This window comes from Enterococcus sp. AZ067, from assembly GCF_051715005.1.
GTDB lineage: Bacteria > Bacillota > Bacilli > Lactobacillales > Enterococcaceae > Enterococcus_D > Enterococcus_D casseliflavus.
The window spans coordinates 3,204,746-3,231,248 of sequence record NZ_JBIOSY010000001.1 but is presented as its reverse complement, the minus strand read 5'-3'; the positions used below and the strand labels follow the sequence as shown (position 1 = coordinate 3,231,248).

23 protein-coding genes and 1 other annotated feature are annotated in these 26,503 nt (G+C 43.5%); of the genes, 15 read left to right on the top strand and 8 right to left on the bottom strand.

Annotation, left to right across the window (positions count from 1 at the left end; translation table 11 throughout):
- Positions 1 to 282 precede the first annotated feature (282 nt).
- Positions 283 to 1,593: a family 20 glycosylhydrolase gene (locus IGI82_RS15295; RefSeq protein WP_438842447.1), complete on the top strand. Its 1,311-nt coding sequence runs from the start codon at positions 283 to 285 to the stop codon at positions 1,591 to 1,593.
- A 227-nt stretch (positions 1,594 to 1,820) separates the two neighbouring features.
- On the opposite strand, the gene IGI82_RS15290 is transcribed toward IGI82_RS15295, so the two are convergent.
- Positions 1,821 to 2,681: a MurR/RpiR family transcriptional regulator gene (locus IGI82_RS15290; protein WP_121260722.1), complete on the bottom strand. Its 861-nt coding sequence runs from the start codon at positions 2,679 to 2,681 to the stop codon at positions 1,821 to 1,823.
- Positions 2,682 to 2,897: 216 nt separating this feature from the next.
- Between IGI82_RS15290 and rpsO the strand changes: the two genes are divergently transcribed.
- From rpsO to celB, 4 genes are all read left to right on the top strand, one after another.
- A complete protein-coding gene (rpsO, locus tag IGI82_RS15285) occupies positions 2,898 to 3,167 on the top strand; it encodes a 30S ribosomal protein S15 (RefSeq protein WP_005228072.1) in 270 nt (89 codons plus the stop codon).
- A 382-nt stretch (positions 3,168 to 3,549) separates the two neighbouring features.
- Positions 3,550 to 5,667 carry a polyribonucleotide nucleotidyltransferase gene (pnp, locus tag IGI82_RS15280; RefSeq protein WP_005231801.1) on the top strand — a complete coding sequence of 706 codons (2,118 nt, stop codon included), beginning with the start codon at positions 3,550 to 3,552 and terminating at the stop codon, positions 5,665 to 5,667.
- A gap of 210 nt (positions 5,668 to 5,877) precedes the next feature.
- Complete coding sequence (locus IGI82_RS15275) at positions 5,878 to 7,278, top strand: glycoside hydrolase family 1 protein (RefSeq protein WP_115232808.1); 1,401 nt, start codon at positions 5,878 to 5,880, stop codon at positions 7,276 to 7,278.
- Between the two features lie 2 nt (positions 7,279 to 7,280).
- Entirely contained in the window at positions 7,281 to 8,621 is a 1,341-nt protein-coding gene (celB, locus tag IGI82_RS15270; protein WP_284590755.1) for a PTS cellobiose transporter subunit IIC, read from the top strand.
- A gap of 81 nt (positions 8,622 to 8,702) precedes the next feature.
- Here celB and IGI82_RS15265 read toward each other — a convergent pair whose 3' ends face one another.
- The 5 genes from IGI82_RS15265 to mvk form a co-directional block, all read right to left on the bottom strand.
- Positions 8,703 to 10,625, bottom strand: a complete 1,923-nt coding sequence (locus IGI82_RS15265) for a heavy metal translocating P-type ATPase (RefSeq protein WP_375818250.1) — start codon at positions 10,623 to 10,625, stop codon at positions 8,703 to 8,705.
- Positions 10,626 to 10,919: 294 nt separating this feature from the next.
- Positions 10,920 to 11,960: a type 2 isopentenyl-diphosphate Delta-isomerase gene (fni, locus tag IGI82_RS15260; protein WP_438842446.1), complete on the bottom strand. Its 1,041-nt coding sequence runs from the start codon at positions 11,958 to 11,960 to the stop codon at positions 10,920 to 10,922.
- Positions 11,957 to 13,039, bottom strand: a complete 1,083-nt coding sequence (locus tag IGI82_RS15255; RefSeq protein ID WP_005233792.1) for a phosphomevalonate kinase — start codon at positions 13,037 to 13,039, stop codon at positions 11,957 to 11,959. Before IGI82_RS15255 ends, fni begins: the two co-directional genes overlap by 4 nt.
- Before the next feature lie 36 nt (positions 13,040 to 13,075).
- Entirely contained in the window at positions 13,076 to 14,074 is a 999-nt protein-coding gene (mvaD, locus tag IGI82_RS15250) for a diphosphomevalonate decarboxylase (protein ID WP_438842445.1), read from the bottom strand.
- A complete protein-coding gene (gene mvk / locus IGI82_RS15245) occupies positions 14,067 to 14,999 on the bottom strand; it encodes a mevalonate kinase (protein WP_015510390.1) in 933 nt (310 codons plus the stop codon). The genes mvaD and mvk overlap by 8 nt, the downstream gene beginning before the upstream one ends.
- A 305-nt stretch (positions 15,000 to 15,304) precedes the next feature.
- Between mvk and IGI82_RS15240 the strand changes: the two genes are divergently transcribed.
- Entirely contained in the window at positions 15,305 to 15,949 is a 645-nt protein-coding gene (locus tag IGI82_RS15240) for a deoxynucleoside kinase (protein WP_010749130.1), read from the top strand.
- Between the two features lie 89 nt (positions 15,950 to 16,038).
- Positions 16,039 to 16,944: a magnesium transporter CorA family protein gene (locus IGI82_RS15235; protein ID WP_438842444.1), complete on the top strand. Its 906-nt coding sequence runs from the start codon at positions 16,039 to 16,041 to the stop codon at positions 16,942 to 16,944.
- Here the strand turns inward: IGI82_RS15235 and IGI82_RS15230 are convergent.
- Positions 16,941 to 17,576 (bottom strand): pentapeptide repeat-containing protein, encoded by a 636-nt coding sequence (locus tag IGI82_RS15230; RefSeq protein ID WP_438842443.1) that lies wholly within the window; start codon positions 17,574 to 17,576, stop codon positions 16,941 to 16,943. The genes IGI82_RS15235 and IGI82_RS15230 overlap by 4 nt on opposite strands.
- 333 nt (positions 17,577 to 17,909) lie before the next feature.
- Between IGI82_RS15230 and nox the strand changes: the two genes are divergently transcribed.
- The 5 genes from nox to IGI82_RS15205 all read left to right on the top strand — a co-directional run bounded on the left by nox (position 17,910) and on the right by IGI82_RS15205 (position 22,533).
- The gene (gene nox, locus IGI82_RS15225; protein WP_005228102.1) at positions 17,910 to 19,244 is read left to right on the top strand and encodes a H2O-forming NADH oxidase; all 1,335 of its coding nucleotides are present in this window, start codon (positions 17,910 to 17,912) and stop codon (positions 19,242 to 19,244) included.
- Positions 19,245 to 19,343: 99 nt separating this feature from the next.
- Positions 19,344 to 19,467, top strand: a sequence feature (ribosomal protein L20 leader region).
- Between the two features lie 47 nt (positions 19,468 to 19,514).
- A complete protein-coding gene (gene infC, locus IGI82_RS15220; RefSeq protein ID WP_005228103.1) occupies positions 19,515 to 20,036 on the top strand; it encodes a translation initiation factor IF-3 in 522 nt (173 codons plus the stop codon).
- Positions 20,037 to 20,096: 60 nt separating this feature from the next.
- The gene (rpmI, locus tag IGI82_RS15215) at positions 20,097 to 20,297 is read left to right on the top strand and encodes a 50S ribosomal protein L35 (RefSeq protein ID WP_003128650.1); all 201 of its coding nucleotides are present in this window, start codon (positions 20,097 to 20,099) and stop codon (positions 20,295 to 20,297) included.
- Positions 20,298 to 20,360: 63 nt separating this feature from the next.
- Complete coding sequence (gene rplT, locus IGI82_RS15210; RefSeq protein WP_003128653.1) at positions 20,361 to 20,720, top strand: 50S ribosomal protein L20; 360 nt, start codon at positions 20,361 to 20,363, stop codon at positions 20,718 to 20,720.
- Positions 20,721 to 20,913: 193 nt separating this feature from the next.
- Complete coding sequence (locus tag IGI82_RS15205) at positions 20,914 to 22,533, top strand: ABC transporter ATP-binding protein (RefSeq protein WP_438842442.1); 1,620 nt, start codon at positions 20,914 to 20,916, stop codon at positions 22,531 to 22,533.
- A gap of 24 nt (positions 22,534 to 22,557) precedes the next feature.
- On the opposite strand, the gene IGI82_RS15200 is transcribed toward IGI82_RS15205, so the two are convergent.
- Positions 22,558 to 23,133, bottom strand: coding sequence for a helix-turn-helix transcriptional regulator (locus IGI82_RS15200; RefSeq protein ID WP_438842441.1), 576 nt, complete (start codon positions 23,131 to 23,133; stop codon positions 22,558 to 22,560).
- A gap of 550 nt (positions 23,134 to 23,683) precedes the next feature.
- Here IGI82_RS15200 and IGI82_RS15195 point away from each other — a divergent pair.
- The 3 genes from IGI82_RS15195 to IGI82_RS15185 are packed head-to-tail and all read left to right on the top strand — an operon-like array spanning position 23,684 to position 26,414.
- Positions 23,684 to 24,283 (top strand): MptD family putative ECF transporter S component, encoded by a 600-nt coding sequence (locus tag IGI82_RS15195; protein WP_016609843.1) that lies wholly within the window; start codon positions 23,684 to 23,686, stop codon positions 24,281 to 24,283.
- Positions 24,280 to 24,981, top strand: coding sequence for an energy-coupling factor transporter transmembrane component T (locus tag IGI82_RS15190; RefSeq protein ID WP_438842440.1), 702 nt, complete (start codon positions 24,280 to 24,282; stop codon positions 24,979 to 24,981). Before IGI82_RS15195 ends, IGI82_RS15190 begins: the two co-directional genes overlap by 4 nt.
- Positions 24,978 to 26,414 carry an ABC transporter ATP-binding protein gene (locus IGI82_RS15185; RefSeq protein ID WP_438842439.1) on the top strand — a complete coding sequence of 479 codons (1,437 nt, stop codon included), beginning with the start codon at positions 24,978 to 24,980 and terminating at the stop codon, positions 26,412 to 26,414. The genes IGI82_RS15190 and IGI82_RS15185 overlap by 4 nt, the downstream gene beginning before the upstream one ends.
- The last annotated feature ends 89 nt before the right edge of the window (positions 26,415 to 26,503 follow it).

The following is a 26,503-nucleotide window of genomic DNA, read 5'->3' as shown; positions in this document are numbered from 1 at the left end:
AGTGTAGGGGAGCGAAACATCATTGGGAAGCTGGCTCTTTTTCCCATTCACATCCTTCCAGAAAAGTTATAACGAATCGATCGACAACTACATGAGAATTGTTGGCTTTACTGGGATGATCGTTTGAATAGGCAATTAACCAACATACACAGGACCGGCTTTTCTGACTAGTACTTATTAAGAAATCTCTCAAAATGAAAACGTTCTTATAATCAGGTGTTATGATAGAAAGGAACCTTCATAAAAGGGAACAAATTATTAATTGTACTGGGAGAAACGAAGATGAATGAAGCACACAATGAATTCCTAGATTATAAAAAAGCAACCGCTCTTTTTGCAACAATGGGCTGGCAAATGCCAGACCACCAACCCCAAATCGTTCTCAGGCCATCACTTGATGCGGATTTTCGTTTTGAGAAGCAACAGATCATTGTCTCAACTCCTGAGAAGGTCTATCCTGCTACAACGAAATATTGGCGAGATTTCTTTACTGATCAATTGCGGGAAGGTTCTTATACGGCGGCTATCCCCGAACGTTGCTTAATGATCGATATTGGTCGCAAATTTTACTCCTTGATGGATTTAAAAGCTGTCGTTCGTAGTATGGCTTGTTTCCAGTTTACCCATCTACAGCTACACTTTTCCGAGAATGAAGGATTTCGCATTGAATCAGAGCAATTTCCAGAAATCGTTTCGGAGGAGTATTTGACCAAACAAGAGATCCGTGAATTGATCGCATATGCCCACGAACATCGCATTGCCATCATTCCGGACTTTGATTCTCCTGGTCATTTGCGGCAAGTGTTGGCTCAAAAGCCCGAGTGGCAATTACCGACAGCCGATGGCACGCGTGATGATCGAGCACTGAACATTTTGGATTCAGAAGCGGTAGCTTTTATTCAGGAAGTTTATCGGGAATATGCGCAACTGTTTGAAGACAGCACCTATTTTCATGTTGGTGCCGATGAGTTTATTGATTTTGATCATTTAGAAAACTTTCCGCAAATGATCGAAGTAGCCCGCGAGCGCTATGGGGAAAAAGCTAGCGGAATCGAAGTTTTTATTGATTATGTCAATGAGCTAACGGCCTTTGTTGAAAGTCTCGGCTTTGTTGTGCGGGTCTGGAATGATGGGTTTTACCGCTTGAATCGCCAAGAGCAGACAACGTTGATGGAGAATTGCCAAATCTCCTATTGGACCCGTTGGAACCAGAATATGGCGCCGGCAGATGTCTTTTTTGAAAAAGGCTATACCATGATCAATCACAATGATAATTTTTTCTATTATGTCTTAGGTGAAGCGGCAGGCTATACTTATCCAACCTACGAAAAAATCAGCAATGAATTCCAGTTGACGACGTTTGCCAATGGACAACAAGTTGCACAGGAACAGCTTGCCCAAACACAGGCGATCGCTTTATCCGTCTGGGCGGATGTACCTGAGGCTCAGACTAGTCGTGAAGTGATCCAAGCGATTTTTTGGCTCCAAGCGGCCATCGCACAAAAGGTGTATCAAGAAAAAGACCGCCCAAAAGCTGCGTATCAAAAACTATTTGATTCGTGGGTAGTCTCGTATTTGGAGGAGGGGCAATGAGGAAAGTAGTCGCGAGCAAGGAGAAAACAGGAGCGGATTCTATCTAGCGAGACAGAGTAAGAATGAATGCAACGTCCAGTTCATTCTACAACGGGGATCATTGCTCAGCATAAAAAAATAGAGGCTGATGACATTCAGCCTCTTGTCTTTGATTGGTAAAAAACGTTTCATCAATGGGTAGAGTCATCGCTTTAATAAAGAGTAGGAGGCTATAGCTCCCTAACATTTTACAAATACTTCTCACGAAAATCAGCGATGGCTTGGCGTGACGCGTAGATATTGCGTGCCAGCTTTTCATTTTTACTTAAAAAGACATAGAAAAGGACATCGACCGCTAATAGGTGGGCGATGATTGAATTGGTAGCAGCACTCCGCTGGTTGGCTTCTTTGGAACGGGACACTTGCAGGGGAACATCCGCCAACTTCGTCAACGGATTGCTACCAAAGCGGGTGAGCGACAGGATCGGAACGCCAAGATTTTTAGCGATTTCGGCTAAGTGAACCATCTCAGGCGTGTGTCCACTGTTGGAAATGACCCAGACCAGACTTTTTTTCTCGTTTTTGACAAGTTGCGGCAACAAGAGATTGTAGTCATTTTCAAACACGACGATCTTGCCTAAACGAGTCCATTTTTGCTGGATATCTTGTGCGATCAATGAGGAAGCACCGATCCCGCAGACAAAAATGCGTTCACGAGTCGCGATCAGTTCAGCGGCAGCCAACATCAGCTGTTCTTCTAATAATTGGGCCGTCTCATTCATGGTCACCTGGGCATTGTGGCTCAATTTTGAGGTGATGGCATGAAAGGGCTCGTTTAATTCAACATCGGCATAGCCTAAATGCTCACTGGCATTGTGGCGCAAGCCGGATTCGGCAGATAATTGTATTTTTAAATCTGTCAAACTAGCAAAGCCGGTTTTTTTCGCAAAACGTACAACGGTTGGTGCACTGATCCCAGTGGCTTCTGCTAATTGACTCGCAGTCATCGACGGCACTTTTTCAGGATTGGCCTCCATGAATGCGAAGAGTTTCTTCTCAGAAAGCGATAACTCATTTTTCATGCTCTCGATTCGGGAAAGAACGCTCATCCTTACACTTCCTTTAGATAGAGTAGTATCCTAAGTATAACATAAGTTTTGGAGGAGCTTTCAAAAGAAACGAAAAGAATAGGTAGATAAACTTGCTTTTTTACTTAGAATCAAGTAAAGTAATTACGTGTGAAAAGCACAGTACCTGTTACTTGGTTTAACGAATCACCAACGTTTTACTCAGTCGCAGGGGAAAAAGAAAAAGAGGTGAAAAACATGGCAATTTCAAAAGAACGCAAAAACGAAATCATCAACAAATTTGCACGTCATGAAGGAGATACTGGTTCTCCAGAAGTTCAAATCGCTGTTTTAACAGAAGAAATCAACCATTTGAACGAACATGCACGTATGCACAAAAAAGACCACCATTCATACCGTGGGTTGATGAAAAAAGTTGGACATCGTCGTAACTTATTAGCTTACCTACGTCAAAAAGACGTACAACGTTACCGCGAATTAATCCAAGCTTTAGGATTACGTCGTTAATCAAACAAAGAAAAGTGAGGTTCAACCCGAATCTCACTTTTTTGCTATGAATCACTGCGACTGGGCGGCGCAAGCCGCACAGAGCAGATGATGAATAGTACTAGGCGAGAGCAACGAGCGTAGTGACCAAGCAGCGGAATCACTGCGACTGCATTGTCGGCTAAAACAGCTGATGCAGTTTGACAGGTAAGCTCGAGCCATCTAAAAAGTGAAACACCGAAATAGCGGCCTTTTGACTGGTGAATCAAAAAGCGCAGCCAAAAAGAATTTTGGGTCCTTGTAAGCAGCATCCTACTAACCAAATGAAAGCAGCGGAACGACATTCCGATTTTTTCATTTGTTTAGTAGTGACTTGCTGGGATCCGATGAAAAGGAGCAGAACATGACAGAAAAACAAGTATTCAAAACAACTTGGGGCGGCCGCCCATTAGAAGTAGAAGTTGGCCAATTAGCCAAGCAAGCAAACGGAGCTGTATTGGTTCGTTATGGCGACACGGTTGTCCTAAGTGCAGCGGTTGCATCTAAGGAAGCAAAAGATACCGACTTTTTCCCATTAACGATCAATTACGAAGAAAAAATGTATGCCGTAGGGAAAGTACCTGGTGGCTTCATCAAACGTGAAGGACGTCCAAGTACGGAAGCAACATTGACTGCCCGCTTGATCGACCGTCCGATCCGTCCAATGTTTGCGGAAGGCTTCCGTAACGAAGTACAAGTTACAAACATCGTAATGAGTGTTGAACAAGATTGTACGCCAGCAATGGCGGCAATGTTAGGTTCTTCTTTAGCGTTATCTATTTCAGATATCCCGTTTGACGGACCGATCGCTGGTGTCGATGTCGGTCGGGTCAATGGCGAATACGTCTTGAATCCAACAGTAGAACAAGCAGAACAAACCGATATCGAATTGACAGTAGCTGGAACGAAAAAAGCCATCAACATGGTTGAATCAGGAGCGAAAGAAGTTTCTGAAGAAGACATGTTAGGTGCGTTATTATTCGGTTTTGATGCTATCAAAGAATTGGTTGCCTTCCAAGAAGAAGTTGTCGCAGCTGTGGGCAAACCAAAAATGGAAGTCAAATTGTTACAAGTAGATGCTGACTTGAAAAAAGAAATTTTCGACGGCTACTACCAAACAATGAAAACTGCTGTTATGACGGAAGAAAAATTGGCTCGTGAAGACGAGATCGATAAAGTCAAAGACACAGTGAAAGAAGTGTATGCAGAAAAATTTGCTGGACATGAAGAGGAAGCACAATTCTTGAAAGAAGTGAAACAAATCGCAGAAGATCTTGAAAAAGATGTGGTTCGCGAATTGATCACCATCGACAAGATTCGTCCGGATGGCCGTCAATTAGACGAAATCCGTCCATTGGCATCAGAAGTTGGCTTATTGCCACGTGTTCATGGTTCTGGTCTATTTACTCGGGGACAAACCCAAGCCTTGTCTGCTTGTACGTTAGCACCTTTAGGTGAACACCAAATCATTGATGGATTAGGGGTTGAAGAATCAAAACGATTCATCCACCATTACAACTTCCCTCAATTTTCTGTTGGTTCGACTGGTCGTGCTGGCTCACCAGGACGTCGTGAAATCGGTCATGGTGCATTAGGCGAACGTGCTTTAGCACAAGTGATTCCTGATGAAACAGACTTCCCTTACACAATCCGTCTAGTTGCAGAAGTATTAGAATCAAATGGTTCTTCTTCTCAAGCAAGTATTTGTGCAGGAACCTTAGCATTGATGGATGCAGGGGTGCCAATCAAAGCACCAGTTGCAGGTATCGCAATGGGACTTGTATCTGATGGTGAAAACTACACGATCTTAACGGATATCCAAGGCTTAGAAGATCACCTTGGCGATATGGACTTTAAAGTTGCTGGAACCAAAGATGGGATCACTGCGTTACAAATGGATATCAAGATCCAAGGAATCACTGAACAAATCTTGACAGAAGCATTAGATCAAGCGAAAAAAGCGCGGATGGAAATCTTAAATGAATTGACATCAACATTGGCTGCTCCTCGTGAAGAGTTAAGCCAATACGCACCGAAGATCGAAATGATCCAAATCGATCCTGCGAAGATCAAAGATGTAATCGGTAAAGGCGGCGACACCATCAATGGCATCATTGATGAAACTGGCGTGAAAATCGATATCGATCAAGACGGAAAAGTTTCGATTGCTTCTGCTGATGCAGAAATGATCCAAAAAGCCATCAAGATCATTGAAGAATTGACGAAAGAAGTAAAAGTTGGCGAAGTGTACCTTGGGAAAGTTGTCCGTATTGAAAAATTCGGTGCGTTTGTCAACTTGATCAAAGGCAAAGACGGCTTAGTTCATATTTCACAACTTGCGAACGAACGGGTCAACAAAGTGGAAGACGTTGTCAAAGAAGGCGACGAAATCTTAGTGAAGGTTACAGAAATCGACAAACAAGGTCGTGTGAACCTTTCAAGAAAAGCACTATTGAACGAAGACAAAGCAGAGAAAAAATAAGCTGCTACTTCTAAATCATAAGCAAAGTCTAGGAAACTGGACTTTGCTTTTTTTGTGTCTAAGTAGCAGCTCTTCAAGAGGGTCTTACTTGACAGGAGTTATTTTTTGCGTTACCGCGAAAAATAAGAGATAATTCAGAATATTGTCTTTGCCATGCAAGCAATAATTCTAAGATGTCAAACGCATCTTATTTAGGATAAGGAGTACGATATGAAACAGACATTTCCAACCGATTTTTTATGGGGAGCATCGATTTCCGCGCACCAAACCGAAGGGGCATATCAAACCGACGGCAAGGGGCTGAGTGTCCAAGATACTCGTCCAAGAGACAACCATGAGATCGCTGATTTTACAGTGGCTGTCGACCATTACCACCAGTACAAAGCGGATATCGCCTTGTTAGCAGAAATGGGGATCAAAATTTTCCGCTTTTCGATCGCTTGGTCGCGAATTTTTCCAGAAGGGCGCGGTACCGTCAATCAAAAAGGATTGGATCATTACAGCGATGTCATTGATGAATTGCTGAAACACGGGATTCAGCCCTTTGTGACGTTGAACCATTTTGACTTGCCGCAAGCATTGGAAGACGAAGGCGGCTGGACAAAACGCAGCACCGTTGAGGCATTTGCCGCATATGCCAAAACGCTGTTTACGGCCTATGGGGATCGAGTGACGCACTGGCTGACGATCAATGAACCAAATATCATGCTGCTGGTGGATCAAAAAATATTAGGGAAAAAGATTCCATTATCAGAAAAATACCAGCAATTTCATCACCTGATGATCGCTGAAAAATATGCCTTCGAAGCGTGTCATGAAATCGTTCCAAATGGCAAAATCGGACCGGTCCCGAATATTTCGTTGGTCTATGCGGCGACTAGTAGACCAGAAGACAACCAAGCAGCGTTGTATTTCAACAGTGTCCGGAACTGGGCTTACCTTGATTTTGCCTGCTTCGGTCGTTACAACACGGTCTTTCAAGATTATTTGAACCAAAACGGGCTCACGATTGACTTTGGTCCGGAGGATGAGGTGTTGATGAAACGGGCTCTGCCTGACTTTGTCGCGATGAACTTCTACACCACAGTGACAGTGGAGCAGCCGACGGAAGCCGGGGATATGAAAAACGGTATCAGCGATCAGCAAAGTGAAGACATTATGGAGCGTGGTTTTTACAAAGGGTTCACCAATACGTTCTTGAAGAAAAATGCCTTCAATTGGACCATCGATCCCTTGGGGCTGAAAACGACGTTGCAGACTCTTTATGATCGTTACCACTTGCCGATCATCATTACCGAAAACGGCTTAGGGGCAGAAGATCATCTAGAAGCAGATGGCACGGTTCATGATCCGTACCGTATCGATTATTTGTCGCAGCATATCAGCCAATGCTTAGCCGCGATCAATGCTGGGGTGGATCTGATCGGATACAGTCCGTGGTCTGCCATTGATTTGATCAGTGTACATGAGGGGATTCGAAAACGGTATGGCTTCATTTACGTGGATCGCAATGATGCACAGGAAAAAGAACAAAAACGAGTGAGAAAAGACAGCTTTTATTGGTATCAAAAGCTGATTGAAGAAGGGGCGATCCCTTCGTTGGAGGAGTAACGATGACAAGTGTTTTTACCTTTTTAGAAACGCGTTTGATGCCGCCTTTGAATAAGTTGGCGAATTTACGCTTTATTCGCGCAATCATGCAAGCAGGGATCATTACGGTCCCTTTTACGATCGTCGGATCGATCTTTTTGATCATCAATAATTTACCGCAGATCATTCCACCACTGGCTGGCTTTTTCGAACAAACGATTTTACGATTTTCACCGCTTTATAGTGTCGTGACCACGATGTCTGTCGGCTCGATTGCTGTTTTTTATTGTTTAGCAACAGGGTATTATTTAACTGAGATTTATCATAAAGAAGATCATTTGACTATGAGCAGTTTTGTAGGGGCGTTATTAAGTTTGTTTGCCTTTTTAATGACGATCATTCAAGTCGACATTACCGATGGGGCAGCTCAATTGCTGCAGTCAGAAAGCGAAACCGCCATTGTTTACAATGGGATCGCCATAGGCGGTTGGATCACACGCTTTAGCGGGGTAGGCATCTTTATTGGGATCATCACCGCAGTGCTTGCTACGTCGGTCTATCGTTTTTGTGTAAGAAGAAAGATCACCATCCAGATGCCTGAAGGAGTTCCTGATGGAGTCAGCAAGGCATTTGCGTCATTGATCCCAGCGATTTTGATCGCCTTTTTGATGGTGGCGATCAATGGAGTACTGGCGGTTTTCCACACGGATCTTCACGGATTGCTGTCCAAACCATTTGAATTTGTGAAAGAGTTGACGGGATCTTGGTTAGGAATCATCGTGATTATGCTCCTTATCCATCTCTTATGGGCAGTGGGGGTTCATGGGACGGCTGTTATTAAAAATAGTTTCATCAATCCCATCCTGTTGGTGGCTCTAACGGAAAATATCGATGGTGCCAATAATATTTTTGCTGGGGATTTCGTGAACATGTATATTTTTATGGGCGGCGCAGGAAGTACGCTTGGATTGGTTTTATTGATGCTGTTTGTGGCAAAATCACAACAGCTCAAAGTCTTAGGAAAAGCAGCGATCTTACCAGGACTTTTTAATATCAATGAACCAGTGATCTTCGGGGCACCGATCGTCTACAATCCGTATTTGATCATCCCCTTTATCATGACCCCTTTGATCAACGTCACGATTGCTTACTTTGCTAGCTCATTTGGCTTTGTCGATAAAGTCATTACTGGCATTCCCTGGATCTCGCCAGTCGGAATTGGGGCGTTTTTAGGAACCGGTGGTGATTTCCGAGCCATCCTGATCGCTTTGATCAACTTAGGGGTTTCCATTCTCTGCTATTATCCATTCTTTAAGATGTACGATGGCAAACTCTACACGGAACAACTTGCCAATCACGCATAAATAGGAAAAAACAGCAAAACGCCCGTTGATGGACTTCTAGTGAAGTGCCAACAACGGGCGTTTTTCTAATGCAAGTAGTGATCACGTATGCAAAGACTGTTGATACAAGACGCAATCATCACAATCTTTGCGAGTTGGTTTGGCTTGATGGGGTGTTTCTTTGTGTAATGGCAAAAGCATACGCAACCCGTTTAAGATAACTAAGATCGTGCTTCCTTCATGACCCACGACCCCTAGAGGCAGCGTGAGAAATTCAAGGAAGTTTGAAGCAATCAGCAACAAGATGACACTGATAGAAAAGACGATGTTTTGTTTGATGATCCGCTGTAATTTTTTAGCCAAACGGTGACTGTCGACCAAGCGCAGCAAATCATTTTTCATCAAGACGATGTCCGCCACATCCATTGCGACGTCAGTTCCTTCGCCCATCGCGATTCCTACACTTGCGGTCGCTAAGGCGGGGGCATCATTGATCCCATCACCGACCATCGCATTGATTTTGTAGGTTTCTTTCATTTCTTTGATCCGAGTGGTTTTCTCATCAGGCAGGCAATCACTTTCGTAGTCAGACAATCCGATTTCTGCTGCGATCACTTTAGCAGTACCTAAATGATCACCCGTCAGCATCGTCGTGTGAATCCCCTGCTCATTGAAGTAGGCAAGACTCTCGCGAGCTTCAGGACGGGGCTGATCCAATAGCGCTAAATACCCTGCTAACACACGGTCACGATTGATATAAATCAAGGTTTTTCCAGCTGCTTTCAATTCGTGGATGCGAGTTTGCTCACTGGCAGCAACAGAGGTTAGATCGACTTCTTTTCCAATCGTCCAATGGGCAGCTTGGTAAGTGGCGGCTAGACCGACCCCCGCTTGTTCTTCCACGGCTAATTCCAATGGCTTTTCATCGTGAAAATACGCCAAGATCGCTTCAGCCAATGGGTGATTTGATTGTTTTTCCATCCCGACGATCAGTTTGGGAATAAAGGGTTCATCCAGCAACAGATGGACATCAGTGACAGCAGGTTTGCCGCGAGTCAGCGTCCCCGTTTTGTCAAAAGCGATCGCTTTGACATTGGCAAAGGCATCTAAGGCTTGTCCGCCTTTGCATAAAACGCCTAAACGAGCAGCGTGAGAAATGGCTGCTAAGGTCGCAGGAGTAGCAGAGGCGACTAAGGCACAAGGAGATGCCACCACCAGTAAGACCATGCCGCGATAAAAGCTTTCTTGGAACCCCCAATTCGTGAAAAACGTACACAAAACGATCATTAGCGGGACGGCGATCAAGACGATCGGCACATAGATCCGTTCGATTTTTTCAATCAGGGTCGCCGTTTGACTTGGCATTTGCTGTGCTTCTTCCACCAATTGAATGATTTTTGCAAAGCGAGTGTTTTCACTCGTTTGGGTAACTTCAATGTACAATGGCTGCCCGAGGTTGATGGTTCCGCCAAAGACTTCACTGCCTAAACGTTTCTCGACAGGAATGGATTCGCCACTGATGGCCGCCTCATCAACGCTGCTGTTTCCTTGGATCACGATACCGTCGATCGGGATCGCACTGCCTTTTGCCACCATAATCGTATCTTTTAACTGAAGGGCTTCGACTGGTACTTCGACGAGCTCCCCAGATTCAATCATTTTTAAGGCAGTCGTTGGTTGCAGTGCCATTAATGAACTAATTTCTCGCGTACTTTTGTTGGTCGTATATTCCTCAAGGGCACCGCTCAAACAAAAGATAAAGGTCAACATCGCCCCTTCAAACCAATGGCCAATGATACAGGCACCAATGGCGGCTAATGCCATCAGTAGATCGACGTTCAACCGTTTGTCGTGCACCAATTCTTGCGTGCCTTCCCAGGTTTGTTTCCAACCCCCGGCAAGTATCGCTAACAAGTAGGGGACAAAGCTATAAGGGATAGAAAAAGATGCCATAAGAAAGCCAGTTGCCATCAATAGCAAACAAGCGATCGTTGAAAAAACAGCCGACGATTCTGATTTACTCATAAGAAACGCCTCCTTTTGAATGTAGTCTAGGAATGAAAAACCGATCCTTTTCTCAAGGAATAATCGATTGTTCCTCCCTCAACTTGAGCATAGCACATTCGAAACCAAGATGGTAAAAAAACAACGTACCTGATAATGAAAGTGATTATCAAGTAGCGATTAAATAACGTTTATGTTCGGATTGCAAATGGAGAATCCGTTATTATAGAAAAATAAACACAAAAAAAGCAGTACAATAAAAAACGAATTGTACTGCTTTTACTTATTTGATGTGGTAGTCAGCGATTGGATTGCTTAACGCAAACTATACTTTGCTAAGGGAATCTGACGTGCTTCACACCACTCTTTGACAGCACCAGAAAAAATCAGCTGAACCTTGGTAAGGTCTTTGGTGCTTGTCTGTCCTGCCATTGTGTAGAGCAGCTGCAGCTGTTCCTTCCATGATTGTAAGGTGGCGATAGTTTCTTCTTTGCCTTTTGACAAAAGCAGCACGAGGATCGTGGCGGATAGTCCTACGCTATCGGCACCAAGGCAAAGTGCTTTGAAGATATCGTAAGCATCTCGAACCCCGCCTGAAGCGATGCGGGTAAAGGGCTGTTGGAGCTCATTTGCTTCCAGCAAGGAAATCACGGTGGATTGACCAAAGGTGTCTAAATACGCCAACTCACGTTTTTTTCGACGAGCATTTTCGATTTGAGTAAAACTTGTGCCGCCGCTGCCAGCAACATCAATCGTTTGTACGCCGATCGCCAGTAACTGCTGAATCGTTTCACGGGACATCCCAAAGCCGACTTCTTTGACGACAACCGGAACGGCAACGGAAGCAATCGTTTTTTCCAATAAGGACAGCCATTGGCTAAATTGACGATCGCCTTCGGGCATCACTAATTCTTGCGGTGCATTAAGATGGATCTGCAAGGCATCGGCATCAAAGAGCTCCACTGCCCGCTGTGCATTTTCAACGGGACTGCCCGCGCCAATATTGGCTAATAAGAAGCCGTCAGGATTGGCTTTACGGACGATACGGAAAGAATCGGCGACACTTGGGTCTTTTAAGGCAGCCGAAACGGAGCCGGTTGCCATCATCAAATCACAGGCTTGCGCGATCTCTGCTAACTCTTGATTGATTTTTAAGGTTTTTTCACTGCCGCCTGTCATGGCATTGATGAAAAAAGGGCTGGAAAATGAGCGGTCAAAGACAGTCGTCGTAATTGACACATCAGCCACGTCAATTTGCGGAAAGGACTGGTGGACCAAGCGAACTGCATCAAAATCGTTGCTGTGTTCTTTATGGAACGCTTTTGCTAAGGAAACATGTTCATCTTTTCGATTCATGATAGGTCCTCCCGGTAATGGTAAACATGCAGCGGCAATGGGGTGATCTCGGCTTTTTCCCACGCACTCATCAATGGTAAAATACCGGTTTTTTGGTCAACGATCACGATACCGCAATCGCCGCCGCCGGCACCGGAAGATTTGGCTGCACCACAATAATTTTCTGCTAGATCACAAAGCTTTTTAAGTGCTGGAGTTTCAATCGGCACACCAGTCAGTGCGGACAACTCCCGCAGGAGCTTTCGATTTTCTGTGATCATTTTTTTGATCGTGCGACTGTCTTCATTTAAGAAGCCGTCGATCAATCGATTGACGCAGTCTTTGCTGGCTGCTAAAAAGGCGGCATAGGCGTTTTCTTTTTCTTCTTTGGATTGATAGACTTGATCCACTAAATCAGAAGTAGAGGCAGGAGAGCCTGTCCAACCAATCAATAGTCGAAGCGATTTCGGAACCGTCAAGGGACGGATCGATAATCCTGGCCAATCGAAAGCGATCAATTCTGTTAAGGTATGGTCCTTTTGTTTGGCTAAGACCCAGTCGTGATCGAAGGTTGAAAAAGCGATCCAGCCGCCATAACAAGAGGCTGCAATATCACCGCACGACCCATTGCCTTGAACAGCGAGATGGGCAAGAGCCGCAATTTTGAATTGGGTCAACCGATCCATTTCCATTTGATAGTACAGATTCAATGCTTTGACCGTGGCAACAGTCACGGCGCCGCTGGAACCGAGGCCATATTTGCGGCCGTTCGAGTTATCCAGTTCACTGGTCACTTTTAAATCGTAAAAGGAAAGGGGAATGCCTTTTTCTTGGGCATATTTTTCCGTCAGACGAATGGCTGCCAAAATATAGTGGAAAGGATTATCCCGATGGTCTAAGACTAATTCGCCTTTGCGACGCGTCCAGCGAATCGGCAGGTCGCTGTATTGGGCAGACTGGATGCTGCCGTTTTTACGGGCCTCTTCCACATTGACCGTAATAAATTGGTCAACGGCAACGATGATTGCAGGATGACCAGGTTCGACAACCGCGTATTCACCAGCAATAAATAGTTTTCCGGGAACAGATAGTTCAATCATTTCGACACTCCTAATCGATGGCTTCTTAATGGCTTCTTAGTTGATGGCAGAAGATTCTTCCACCGGTAAAAAGGCTAATCCTTTGCCCGCATGAGCAGTTACTAATTGTTCTGAGGCAAAGTGAGCACTTAATTCACGTAAAATCGTTTGTTCTTCTTGTTTTTGGCATAAAACTTTGACATTGGGACCAGCATCCATCGTGAAATAGCAAGCCAATCCTTTTTTTCGCAGCATTCGGACACATTCCATGGCTCGTAAAGATTCAGAAGACCAATAAGTAAAAGGTGGTTCGGCGGCTAAGGTCGTTCCATGCATTTTCAAGGCGTTGGCCTCGGTCGTTTCACCTAAAGCAGTAAAGTCTTTCTCGGCAATCGCTTGTTTCATTTTCACGAGATCAGTTGCGGTGGCAGTAAGCCAACCCGGATAAAAGCTCGAGGTTTCAACGGTTCGGCGCATCCCCTCACGACTGGAAACTTCTTTGGCTTGTGCGTTGATCAAAATAAAGATCATACTCAATTCTTCTTCCCAGCCATTCGACGGCACTTGCGTGGCAAAAGAAGTCTCATCGGTGCCTTGATGCCATTCAGCAAAGCCGCCGTAGATACTCCGACACGCCGAACCAGAACCGCGACGGGCCAAACGGGATAATTCTTGCTCCGACAAGTTTAAGTCCAGTGCTTCACTACAGGCACCCGCCAATGCCGCTAATCCACTGGCAGAAGAGGCAAGTCCGGCAGCGGTTGGGACGAAGTTTTGACTTTCCACCGTGGCATACCACGGGCAGTCCGCTTTTTTTCGTACCAGATCCAAAAAGTCCGCAACTTTTTTTGTGGCAGCGTCTGTTTGCACCACGCCATCCAGCGTAAAGCGATCCTGTGGAAAATCGGGTGAAAAAGCCACCGTTGTTTCTGTGTAAAAAGCATCGAGGGTCAGGGACAAACTATTGTTCATCGGTAAAATGAAAGTTTCATCTTGTTTTCCCCAATACTTGATCAATGCGATATTCGTGTAGGCACGAGCCTTTCCCTTATACATGTTCATAAACTCCTAATCCTTGTATCCATGCCGCACGAGCGCCATCGGACAATAAAATACGGCTGATATTCTCAGCCTGTTCCTTCGTTTTGGTTAGTGCGATCATACAGCCGCCTCGGCCCCCGCCGGTCAGCTTCGCCCCATAAGCCCCGTGTGCCAATGCTGAGGAAACCAACTGATCCAGTTGCTGATTGCTGACCCCTAACTGCTGCAGTGCCTGATGGGCATTGTTCATGCTTTCGCCTAATATTTCTAATTGATTGGCTATGATGGCCTCTTTGGCTCTTTTGGTTTCGATCCCTAAACGCTGGATCGCTTGACTAGCCAGCTGCTTGCTAGTTTCAAAAAGATGGGCGACACTTTTGACAGCTTCTCTCGTTTGCCCTTTGATGCCAGTATCAGCGACGAGCAAATAACCGTCGATCGTGAGGGGAAACGAAGTGATGGGATGCCCTTTGATAAAGTAAATGGCATCTGTCCCACTGGCTGCCGCAGCATCGATCCCGCTAGGATTGCCATGAGCGATTTTTTCAGAAAAGTTGACATAGGTCATCAATTCTTCTTTTGTAAAGTCTTTTTTGATCCAATCAAAAAAAGCGCGAGTCAGTGCAACAGCGACCGCCGCGCTAGAACCCATTCCCCGTTCAGAAGGGATAGTGCTGACGATGGAGGTTGCAAAAGGACCCGTGTGGAAGTCTTGTTGCAGACGATGCAGCAAGTCTTTGACATTTTTTAAGTGGCTGGGGACTTCTTCAAGCAGACCGTGATAGTAACTTGAAATCAAGGTGTTTGTTTCATTTGCTGTGATCTCGACTTGTACTTTTGCTCCCGCAAAAGGGAAAGCAATTGCTGGTTCACCGTAAACAACTGAATGTTCACCCATTAAGATGATTTTTCCTGTAGCTATGCCAGTACCAATTGACATTATTTTCCTCATTTCTCTAGGGAGCTTACCCCACATGATTCGTTTATCGTTTGTCAGTCAATTGTAACTATCTCCTGACAAAAACACAATTTAATTAAAGATCCTTTCCTATTTTACTAGAAGAAGGCTCTTTCGTTAAGCATTCCGTATGAGATTTCAAAAAAAAGCAAAAATCTTTAAACTTTTATTGAAAAAATTCTTGATCTGTGCTTCAAAAGTTTTAATTGACGGCACAAGATATAGTGTTGTATAGTTGATATCGCAAATGCAACATACAATATTTAGTGATGAGTGAGTTGGGGGATATGAGCGTGATCGTATTAGCAGGAACGATTGGTGCCGGTAAATCAAGTTTGACCGCATTGATCGCCAATCATTTTGGCAGTCAAGCCTTTTATGAATCGATCGATGACAATGAAGTGTTACCATTATTTTATGCAGATCCAAATAAATATGCGTTTTTACTGCAAATCTATTTCTTAAATAAACGATTTGAAAGTATCAAGCAAGCCATGAAAGACGACAATAACGTCCTGGACCGTTCTATTTATGAGGATTCACTGTTGTTCCATTTAAATGCGGACCTTGGGCGAGCGACCGATACCGAGGTCAAAGTCTATGATGAATTGTTAGCCAATATGTTAGAAGAGCTGCCGTATGCAGCCCACAAAAAGCATCCAGATCTTTTGGTGCATATTCGCGTTTCTTTTGAAACGATGCTCGAGCGTATTGAAAAACGTGGGCGGGAATATGAGCAGTTGACCTTTGATCCTTCGTTATACGACTACTACAAAGAGTTGAACAAACGCTACGATCAATGGTACGAAGAGTACAATGAGAGTCCAAAGATCCAGATCGATGGCGATCAATTCAATTTTGTCGAAGACCCGCAAGCGGCACAGGCCGTTTTAACAATGGTGGAAGATGCTTTGAAAGACGCCCGCAAATAGCAATAGCCGATACAGCCAGAAAAGTCCTTTGATTGGGCTTCTGGCTGTTTTCTTTTATAATAGAAGAAAGCAAGAGTGGAGGATGGACTGTGGAAAACAAACATGTCTTTTATGATGGAAACTATGAATGGATTCAAGTCGACCAGCAAGACGCAAAAAGCGTGATGGCACTACAAAAACAATATCATCTTTCGGATGAGATGCTTACGTATTCTCTAGATAAAAACGAACGCGCACGAGTCGAATACGATGCCGAAGAAGAAGCATTGCTGCTGGTTTTCAACGTACCTCAGCAAGAAAAGCGAGACAATCATTTTGAGACCAGCCCGATGACGTTTATTTTAAAAAAGAAGCAGATCTTTACTTTTGCCTCCCATGATACCCGTTATGTGATTCCGATGATGGAGCGCTTGATCCTGCAAAACCCGCTGCAAACACCGCTGCACTTTTTGTTTCAAAGCTTATTCTTGATTTCAGGCACGTTTTTTCCGCTAGTCGAAGAAGTCAATAGTGAACGGATTCGCTTGAATCAGCGACTTCGGGAAAAAACCACCAATAAAAACCTGCTGCAAATGTCCGATTTGGAAGTCGGTTTAGTCTTTTTAGTGTCTGCCACGAAACAAAATGCGGTCCTCTTGGAGCAGATCAAAGCGTTATCCATTTATCGCTTGATGGATGATGACGAGCGGGAACAGCTGGATGATGCCCTGATCGAAGCCAAACAGGCAGTGGAAATGACGTTGCTGGCTTTTCAAATTTTAGAGCAACTATCTGGAACCTATAATAATCTGTTAAACAATAACTTGAATGATACCATGAAGTTTTTGACCGTTTGGTCCCTCTTATTGACTGTGCCTTCCATCGTCACCAGTTTCTTTGGCATGAATGTTCCACTGCCTTTTACCAATAGTATTTTCGGTTGGGGGATTGCCTTATTGATCAGTTTAGTGTTATCCATCTGGATGTTGATTGCTTTATGGCGCAGAATTCGTTAATCGATCACCAAACCTAGACCTGCGGCGATGACCAAGGCTTGTTCTTGATCGACCGTTAGCCCCTGCAATTGTTCAAAGGACAACGCGATCTTTTGAAATTGATTGGTCCGAAAATCTAAAGTTGCTAATTTTGTGTGAAACCAGTTGCTATTGTTCAACTGGTTTTCTTGTAGCGTCAAGTGTTTCCAATCCATTTCATAAAACTCACTGTCGTTTAGCTGGCACTGACGAAACAGCATCGTCCGTAAATTGGTGTTGCTAAAAGAAGCAAAGTTCGCCACGCAATCTTCAAAGGTGCAGTCACGGAAATAGCTTTCCGCAAAATTGGTGCCAGTCAATTTGCATTGTTTAAAGTGAACCCGATGAAAGCTGGCGCCAAAACATTCCAGATTAGAAAAATCGCAATTCTCAAAAAGAACGTTTTGGCATTCCCATTGACTCAAGCGTGTTTTTTGCATCGTCACTTTCTTGAAATGACATTGCTTCAAGATGAGATTTTTGCAAGCATCATAGCTATAGTCACCGCCTTCGAAGAAAGCACCTTCGAAAAGCAGTTCTTCTTCTAAATAAAAATCCTGTGGCTCTAATGCCGACAATAAGGGCAGTAGTGGCAATACGATTTTTTTCTTCATCAAGATCCCATCCTATCTGTTTTTCTCTTCAGTATAACACGGCGAATCGCTGCCGCAATAGGTACGAAAAAGCGGTAGAATATTGTGAAATTTATTCAATCGGTTTACAGAATGCTTTTATAACAAGGAAAATCCTTAGGTTTAAATACATAATTTTTCACAATATTTTTACTTGCAAGACGAAAATAATTTTGATATAGAAACTCAACCCGCTGAAAGTGACGTATATCAACGAAAAACTGTCATAAATTTTTAAAATCGCGAAAAAGTTGATAGTTTTCAAATTCACAAGCAAGCTATAATGACAATGTAAACAAAAGGAGGAAATTTTCCATGACAAAAACAGTTATTATCGGTGCAAACCACGCGGGGATTGCTGCTGCCAATACACTATTAGATAACTACAAAGACCAAGAGGTCGTAATGATCGACCGTAATACAAACTTAAGCTACCTAGGTTGTGGGACTGCTTTATGGGTTGGACGTCAAATCGATTCATACGAAGGCTTGTTCTATACAAAACGTGAAGATTTTGAAGCAAAAGGTGCAAAAATCCATATGGAAACAGTGGTTGACCATATCGATTTTGAGAAAAAAGAAGTGCACGCTGTAACCAATGACGGTGAAACGATCGTTGAATCTTATGATAAAGTTGTCATCGCAACTGGTTCTGTACCGATTTCACCAAAAGTACCTGGACGTGACTTGAAAAACATCCATTTCTTGAAAAAATTCCAAGACGGACAAACGGTTGATAAAGAGTTAGCATCAGAAGACGTGAAAAACGTTGCCGTTATCGGTGCTGGTTACATCGGTGTTGAAATTGCTGAAGCAGCAAAACGCCGTGGCAAAAATGTGTTGCTTTTTGATGCAGCGACACGGGCATTGCCAAACTACTACGACAAATGGTTTACAGAAGATATGGACAAAAACTTAGCTGACAATGGCATTGAATTGCATTTCGGTGAATTAGCACGTGAATACAAAGGAACAGAGAAAGTAGAAGCAGTTGTAACAGACAACGGCGAATACCCAGTTGATCTCGTGATCAACGCGATCGGTTTCTTACCAAACAACGAGCTAGGCAAAGATCATTTGGAATTGTTTGCTAACGGCGCGTACTTAGTGGACCGCCATCAACGGACAAGCGATGCAGATGTTTACGCAGTCGGTGACTGTGCAACGGTGTACTCAAATGCTTTGCAACAAACAACGTATATCGCATTAGCAACGAATGCCGTACGTTCAGGGATCGTCGCTGCCCATAATATCGGCGGAACGTCTCTAGAATCAACAGGCGTTCAAGGATCAAACGGGATTTCGATCTTCGGCTACAACATGGTTTCAACTGGCTTGTCAGTCGAAGCTGCCGAACGTAATGGCATGAAAGTGAAATACTCTGATTACGAAGATACCCAAAAACCAGGCTTCATGAAAGAAAATGCGACAGTTAAGATCCGCATCGTCTATGAAGAAGAAACACGCCGCATCGTTGGTGCACAAATGGCGTCACGTACATCTGAAATCGCAATGGGCATCCACATGTTCTCACTAGCGATCGAAGAAGGCGTAACGATCGACAAGATGAAGCTATTAGATATCTTCTTCTTGCCTCACTTCAACCAACCATATAACTACATCACGATGGCTGCATTGAAAGCAGAATAAGAAACACGAAAGTCGGAGCGTATGCTCCGGCTTTTTTTTGAAACAATCATGAAAACTGTTGACAATAAGAGAAAAAAGCAGTATACTATAAAAGTTGAGAAATAAAAGCAGAAGCACCCGCTTCTCGCCTGAGTGAAGATATCGCTGGGCAGAATAGGATTCCTACCATTTATTTGTGTGGAGTACGTGCGGGTTCGTGAAGAACTCGTTTTTTTATTGTCTGATTTCGAATCGACAAGCTTTTCTTTCTCTCAAAAAACTCGGAGGTGAATGACCATAGCAAAGGATATGATGGTAAACGACGGCATTCGTGCACGTGAATTGCGTTTGATTGATCAAAACGGCGAACAACTTGGTGTAAAGAGTAAAGCTGAAGCATTGCAAATTGCAGAACGAGCAAACCTTGATGTGGTATTGGTGGCACCAAATGCTAAGCCGCCAGTAGCAAGAATTATGGATTACGGGAAATTCCGCTTTGAGCAACAGAAAAAAGACCGTGAAGCTCGTAAGAAACAAAAAGTAATCAACATTAAAGAGGTTCGTTTAAGTCCAACGATCGACGTCAATGATTTCAACACAAAATTGCGTAATGCACGTAAATTCCTTGAAAAAGGGGACAAAGTGAAAGCTTCGATCCGTTTCAAAGGCCGTGCCATTACCCATAAAGAAATTGGTCAGAAAGTGTTAGATCGTTTGGCGGAAGAAACTGCTGATTTGGCAACTGTTGAGCAAAAGCCAAAAATGGATGGCCGCAGTATGTTCTTAGTATTAGCACCAAAAAACGATAAATAATGACTCACTGAGTTTCAGTTTAAAGTCAGATAACGAAAGATTTTGAGGAGGAAATTAGTTATGCCAAAACAAAAAACACACCGCGGATTAGCAAAACGCGTAAAACGCACTGGCGGCGGCGGATTGAAACGCTTCCGTGCCTTTACCAGTCACCGTTTCCACGGCAAAACAAAAAAACAACGTCGTCAATTGCGTAAAGCTTCAATGGTTTCAGCTGGCGATTACAAACGTATCCGTCAACAACTAGCACGCATGAAATAATTGCGTAACCCAAGCTTCACGTATACAAACAATTATCGATTTTCATATTAGGAGGAATTATACATGGCACGTGTTAAAGGTGGAACAGTAACTCGTAAACGTCGTAAAAAAGTGCTTAAATTAGCAAAAGGTTACTACGGTTCTAAACACACTCTATTTAAAACAGCAAAAGAACAAGTAATGAATTCATACAACTACGCATACCGCGATCGTCGTCAAAAGAAACGCGACTTCCGCAAATTGTGGATCGCTCGTATCAACGCAGCGGCTCGTATGAATGGCTTAAGCTACTCAAAATTGATGCACGGCTTGAAATTAGCTGAAATCGACATCAACCGCAAAATGTTAGCTGACTTGGCTGTAAACGATGCAACAGCATTTACTGCATTAGCTGACCAAGCAAAAGACGCTTTAAACAAATAATCCATCGTTGGCAACAACGTTAGCCCCGCTCTTGAGCGGGGTTTTTTGTTTTTTCTCGATGACCGAAGAATGGTTTCTCACTATCTTTCATATGTTTCTTTCCATTAAGCGAAAAATAGATTATACTTTTGAAAACGTTTGTTTTATTTATCTTACGATTTTTCCACGAACACTGCAGCAAAAGGAGCATACGATGGCAATTGATTTATGGCGGCATTTTAAAAAAGGATTGACGGTATATGTTGGGATTGGAATTGCGGTCTCATTTTTGAGTGCCGCGAATGTTTTTTATTTTCAAAAACTACTCGATTCATTTGGCAAGACACTTGATTGGCCAGTTGTTTTTATCTATGGGTTAACGCTAGTACTGGTACCGCTTTTGTCCTATCTAGAGCAGAAACCAAAAACAACATTGTACAACAGCATGTATTTCTATCTCAAAGAACAAGCTTTAGTAAAAATCAGCAAGATTGCCTATTCCGAGTACTTGCAGATCGGCTCTGGAGCACTCTTACAGAAAACCGAAGCGGGAGCAGCGGCTGGCAGAAATATCCATTTGAATTTTTATGGACGCTTGTTTAAAGAATTGCTTCCCGAAACACTGTTTAACTTAGCTTTTATTGCTATGATCGATAAAAGGTTGATTCCAGCGATCCTTGTGGGCTATCTAGTGGTGTTTATCGTGACCAATCTGCTTTTGAAAGTTTTACGCTCTCTCAAAGAACGTGCGCTAGTTTCAGAAGAAGCCATGAACAGCACCTTTATTCGCGGACTAACGGAAATGGTCACGTTTCGGATCAATAAACGGTTTGAAAAAGAGATCGCACAATATAAAAACATGTCTGCTGACACAACAGAACGTTTGACAAAAATGACGATGATCCATGAGTTTTTCTTTGGTTTTTTTGCAGTTTTAGTCGCATTGATCAAAGTCGCAATTGTGGTACTGGCATTTACAAATCAGATTACGGTCAGTTTGGGCGGTTTAGCAGCACTGATTATTTATGTGGATCGAATCTACACGCCTGTTGCAATATTTAACGTGATTTTTGTTCAATACAACTTAGATAAAGTTGCCTTTGCACGGTTAAACGAATTTTTCTATCTGCCAGAGGACAAAGCATTAACACAAGGCGATGCATTGTCTGAGACCATCAACTGCATCACAGTTAAGGATCTATCCGTCACACTTCAAGAAAAGCAAATCTTAACCAATAGCACACTGGAGCTGAAGCGGGGAGCGATTTATGGGTTAGTAGGAGAAAGCGGCGCAGGAAAATCAACGCTGGTCAAAACGATTTTAGGCTTGTATCAGCCGACGACCGGTGCGATCCTGATCAATCACAAAAATTTAGCTGCTTACAACTTAAATGATTTCTATGAGCATATCTTTTATCTATCGCAAGATGCGCCAATCTTCCAAGGAACGCTGAAAGAGAATATTATTTTTGATAAGGAAATCGCAGACGAGGAAATCATAGCGGTATTAGAAAAATGTCAGTTAGGCGCATTCTATCAGACACTCAAGGGAGGACTGTCTGCTGAAATTGGAGAAAAAGGAGCCAACCTTTCTGGTGGGGAAAAACAGCGAATCGCTTTTGCCCGATTGTTTTTCTCAGACGCAGAAGTCATTGTTCTTGATGAAGCCACATCTGCTTTAGACGAAACAACAGAAGAAAAGCTTTTTGCAGTGATCAAAGACCAATTGAAAAATAAACTAGTCATTATGATCACCCATCGCCCGAAAAATTTGATTTATGCGGATGAGATCATTGAATTGAAAAAAACACAGGTTGAAGCGGCTTCATCATAAAAGCAGCTTCAACCTGTGTTTTGATCAGTGCATCAGTAAATGCGGCAGTGTACTAAGCCATGCGATGATGCCGACAATCAAGGCAAAGACCAAGACGATGACTGTTTTTGAGAGGAAATCTTTTTTGATGTCCCGCTTTTTCCTAATGGCATCGAGGTCTTGATTTTCCATGAAGGCAACGATCTCTTTATACGTTTTGATATTTTGGGTTTTCTTGATTTTTTCGATCTTTAATGCGGCATACATGGAGACGAGCCAAAAACATAGAGGAGGGGCAATCCACCAGTGTCCTGGTAAAAAGAGAGCAGGCCCAACAGATAATGCGGCCAACAATGTAAAGACCAACATTATTTTCGTGTAGTGATCCATTGCTGTTTTCTCAATCGTTTCTTTCATTTGTTCAATATCCCCTTTGACTAATTCATCTAAAGAAACATCAAATAGAACACTGAGCAATAATAAGTTGTGAACATCAGGATAACTTTTTTCATTCTCCCAATTTGAGATCGTTTGTCGGGAGACATAGAGTTTTTCTGCCAGCCCTTCCTGAGAGAGACTTAATCGTTCCCGATGTTTTTTTATTTGTTTGCTTAAGTTCATTTTATCCGCTCCTTCTACCATTAGTGTAGGCCAATGTCTGCTTTTTAACGATCAAATGTCTTTGACAACGCCTTGAAGTCAAGTGTCAAAATGTTTTTACAGTTGGGTTTATGCTGTTTACACAGCAGTACAGCGTTGATTTTCTTCAACGAATAAGCGACAGTCAGCTTTCTTATTGTTTTTTTTTAGAAGCACCTGCTGGTTTCTTAATAAAGAAAATGATGAAGAGCATGTGCTGATTTTTAATGTTTGTCTTTATCTATTATTCATTAATTTCGCAAAGATGGGAAGAGGAGAAAACAACTAAGCGTGTGAAAGATTCATTTTTCCATTAGTGATTCTTTAAAGGTACCTGTGTGTTGAAATGGAGCCATTCAGAAGTGACGTCTGTTTGTTGGTTCTGTTCTAGAAGAAAATCGACTGTTGATAAGCATATCTCCCCATAAAAACGTCTGCTTTGTGCTATACTGAGGCTTTGTAAAAATAAGTTTGTACAAGCAAGCAGCAACGGTTTTTTCATTGATTGCTTGCAAGAAGGAGCGTATACGCAGTGAAAAAACTAAAGGTTCAAGATTTAATTGCAGTGGGGATCTATACAGCGATCTATTTTCTTTTAATGAGCGTCTGTCTATTGATTTTGCGTTTTGTGATCCCAGGTTTTCATAATTTATTTATTCCAGCAGTCACCGCTTTGTTTTCTGGCATTATCTATCTGATTTTATTGAATAAAGTACCGAAATTTGGCGCAATCACCATTATGGGTACCGTGGTAGGGCTCTTTTTTTTGATTTCAGGACATTTTCCATTGGCCTTTTTGCCCAATATGATTTGTGCCTTAGCAGCTGATTTGATCCAATACAAAACAAAGCTCAAAGAGAACGTTCGCGTACTGGCGAGTTATATCGTCTTTAGTTTTGGCTTGATGGGTCCGATCTTACCCCTGTGGTTTATGAAAAATGCCTACATCGATTCATTAGTGGCTCGCGGAAAAGATGAAACCTACATTGCCGGCGTGTTTGCTCATACCTCCAATTTGATGTTAGGGCTTTGTGCATTGGCGGTTTTGATTGGTGCGGTGGCTGGTTTAGGTATCGGCAGTCGCTTGATGGAAAAACATTTTCAACCAACGATCCAATCGCATAAAGGGTGAGGAATGTGTCGAAAACAAGGTTTGATCCCCGCAGCAAATTAGCGGTGATTCTCTTTGCTAGTTTTACTATGATGGTGACCATCAGCTGGATCGATGAGTTTGCCTTTGTCACTTTCTTACTGCTGCTATTTATAGTCAGCGGCTTTTGGAAAAAAGGCTTGCTGCTCTATGGCGTGTTTGTCTTGCTGACACTGGCAGATAGTTTTTTGTTTAGCCAAGGAAACCACGCATTGATCGTGTTGCTGGATTTCTTTTCCGTCGGTTATCGCCGCTTATTGCCAACGATCATGGCGGCGGCTTTTGCCATTAGCGGAACGAAAAACAGTGAGTGGATGGCGGCATTGCAAAAAATGCACGTGCCCAATGTATTATTAGTCCCGTTGGCTGTCTTATTTCGTTTTTTCCCAACACTGGTACAAGATTTCAAAAGTATTCGCCAAGCGATGCGCTTTCGCGGCATCTCGCTGTCGGCAGGATCGATCTTGCTTCATCCACTGCAAAGTGCGGAGTATTTTTTGATCCCATTACTGATGTCGGCTGAAAAGACCGCAACCGAACTGTCGGCTACGGCGCTGGTTCGCGGGCTAGCATCAGAAACTCCCCATACCACCGTCCACGAACTGAAGCTGCGCTGGTGGGATGGCTTGGTCTTTTTAGCATTATGCGGCTTTATCGTGAAAAGGATGTGGCTTGGATGATCACATTAGAACAAGTGTCAGTGAAACGAGAAAATCGGACCGTATTATCTGAGCTCTCTTTGACGGTCGCAGCTGGGGAAGTCATCGTTTTGTGCGGCGCTAGCGGCAGCGGAAAATCGACCTTGCTCAATGTTTTGAATGGCTTGATCCCTGAGCTGTATCCCGCCGAAGTGCAAGGAAAGATCCGTGTCGGAGAAACAGACTTGCCAGTTGCCGATTTCTCCCATTATGCCCAGACGATTGGCGTCGTCTTTCAAAACCCCAAGACTCAATTTTTCACAACGGATGTCTATTCGGAGTTGGCTTTTTCAATGGAAAATGCGGGCGTCGCACCAGAAAACATTCGACAGCGAATCACCGAAGTAGCGCAGCAGTTTTCCTTGACCCCGTTGCTTGATGCTAGTGTCTTTGACCTTTCTGGTGGGGAGAAACAGCTGATTGCTCTCGCTGCAGCCACGATGTTGCCCCATGATGTGTTCCTATTGGATGAGCCTTCCAGCAATTTGGATCAAGAAGCGATCCAAAAGTTGACTCAAGGGTTGGCTTCTTTAAAACAACAAGGGAAAACCATTGTGATCGCCGAACACCGCTTGGCGTATTTGGCGCCACTGGCAGATCGCTTCTGTCTATTAGAAGCAGGACGATTGCGGGCGTCTTATCCAGCAGCTCAGCTTTTGTCACTATCAGAGGAGGCAATTCACGAGTTGGGATTGCGAAAAGTAGGCGAGTCGGCATTGGAAACTCAGCACTGCCGAGAATCTTTGCCAGAAAAATCTGGATTAACGGCAACGCATCTTCAGATCAAGCAATCAAAACGCTCGGCAAACAGCAGAAATTGGGCGCTCAACTTGCCTGAACTACAACTGCCGATGAAGCAAGCTGTGGGGATCGTTGGACCAAATGGTGCTGGCAAAAGTACGTTGGTGCAAGTCCTGTCAGGATTGAAAAAATGCCCAGAAGCAGTATTTGCCATCAATGGACAAAAGCGAACCCAAAAGCAGCTGCTGCAGGAAAGTTTTCTTGTGATGCAGGATGTCAACTTGCAGCTGTTTTTTGAAACGGTGGAAAAAGAGTTGCTGATCAAAGCCCAAAACCCAGCGCGCTTTGAAGAAATTGTCTCATTGTTGCACTTAACACCACTCCTTGCCCGTCATCCACAAAGCTTGTCGGGTGGGGAAAAACAACGAGTTGCGATTGGCAGTGCCTTGCTTTCTGGCAAACGTTTGTTGTTTTTCGATGAACCAACGAGTGGGTTGGATTTGCAGCAAATGGAAGAAGTCGCAAAACTGTTGCGAACAGTCGCTAAGGAAGTTGATCTGTTAGCGGTGATCAGTCATGATCGTGAGTTTTTAGCTGAAACATGTCCTTACGTGCTTCAACTCCAACAAGGGGAACTCGTTGGCACGTATCAGCTAGCAAAAAATATGGAATAAATGAAAGACGGAGTGGACCTTGGTTCATGCCGTCTTTTTTTGTTGAACATGAAAAAATCTTCATGATTTTTTTCTTTCAATCAGTTAGG

Coding starts and splice junctions, on each gene's coding strand:
- IGI82_RS15255 (WP_005233792.1), bottom strand. CDS start 13,039: ATGATTGAACTATCTGTTCCCGGAAAACTATTTATTGCTGGTGAATAC.
- mvaD (WP_438842445.1), bottom strand. CDS start 14,074: ATGTATAAGGGAAAGGCTCGTGCCTACACGAATATCGCATTGATCAAG.
- rpsO (WP_005228072.1), top strand. CDS start 2,898: ATGGCAATTTCAAAAGAACGCAAAAACGAAATCATCAACAAATTTGCA.
- IGI82_RS15295 (WP_438842447.1), top strand. CDS start 283: ATGAATGAAGCACACAATGAATTCCTAGATTATAAAAAAGCAACCGCT.
- IGI82_RS15290 (WP_121260722.1), bottom strand. CDS start 2,681: ATGAGCGTTCTTTCCCGAATCGAGAGCATGAAAAATGAGTTATCGCTT.
- celB (WP_284590755.1), top strand. CDS start 7,281: ATGACAAGTGTTTTTACCTTTTTAGAAACGCGTTTGATGCCGCCTTTG.
- IGI82_RS15275 (WP_115232808.1), top strand. CDS start 5,878: ATGAAACAGACATTTCCAACCGATTTTTTATGGGGAGCATCGATTTCC.
- IGI82_RS15185 (WP_438842439.1), top strand. CDS start 24,978: ATGATCACATTAGAACAAGTGTCAGTGAAACGAGAAAATCGGACCGTA.
- IGI82_RS15230 (WP_438842443.1), bottom strand. CDS start 17,576: ATGAAGAAAAAAATCGTATTGCCACTACTGCCCTTATTGTCGGCATTA.
- IGI82_RS15200 (WP_438842441.1), bottom strand. CDS start 23,133: ATGAACTTAAGCAAACAAATAAAAAAACATCGGGAACGATTAAGTCTC.
- nox (WP_005228102.1), top strand. CDS start 17,910: ATGACAAAAACAGTTATTATCGGTGCAAACCACGCGGGGATTGCTGCT.
- IGI82_RS15205 (WP_438842442.1), top strand. CDS start 20,914: ATGGCAATTGATTTATGGCGGCATTTTAAAAAAGGATTGACGGTATAT.
- rplT (WP_003128653.1), top strand. CDS start 20,361: ATGGCACGTGTTAAAGGTGGAACAGTAACTCGTAAACGTCGTAAAAAA.
- rpmI (WP_003128650.1), top strand. CDS start 20,097: ATGCCAAAACAAAAAACACACCGCGGATTAGCAAAACGCGTAAAACGC.
- IGI82_RS15240 (WP_010749130.1), top strand. CDS start 15,305: ATGAGCGTGATCGTATTAGCAGGAACGATTGGTGCCGGTAAATCAAGT.
- IGI82_RS15265 (WP_375818250.1), bottom strand. CDS start 10,625: ATGAGTAAATCAGAATCGTCGGCTGTTTTTTCAACGATCGCTTGTTTG.
- pnp (WP_005231801.1), top strand. CDS start 3,550: ATGACAGAAAAACAAGTATTCAAAACAACTTGGGGCGGCCGCCCATTA.
- fni (WP_438842446.1), bottom strand. CDS start 11,960: ATGAATCGAAAAGATGAACATGTTTCCTTAGCAAAAGCGTTCCATAAA.
- infC (WP_005228103.1), top strand. CDS start 19,515: ATGACCATAGCAAAGGATATGATGGTAAACGACGGCATTCGTGCACGT.
- mvk (WP_015510390.1), bottom strand. CDS start 14,999: ATGTCAATTGGTACTGGCATAGCTACAGGAAAAATCATCTTAATGGGT.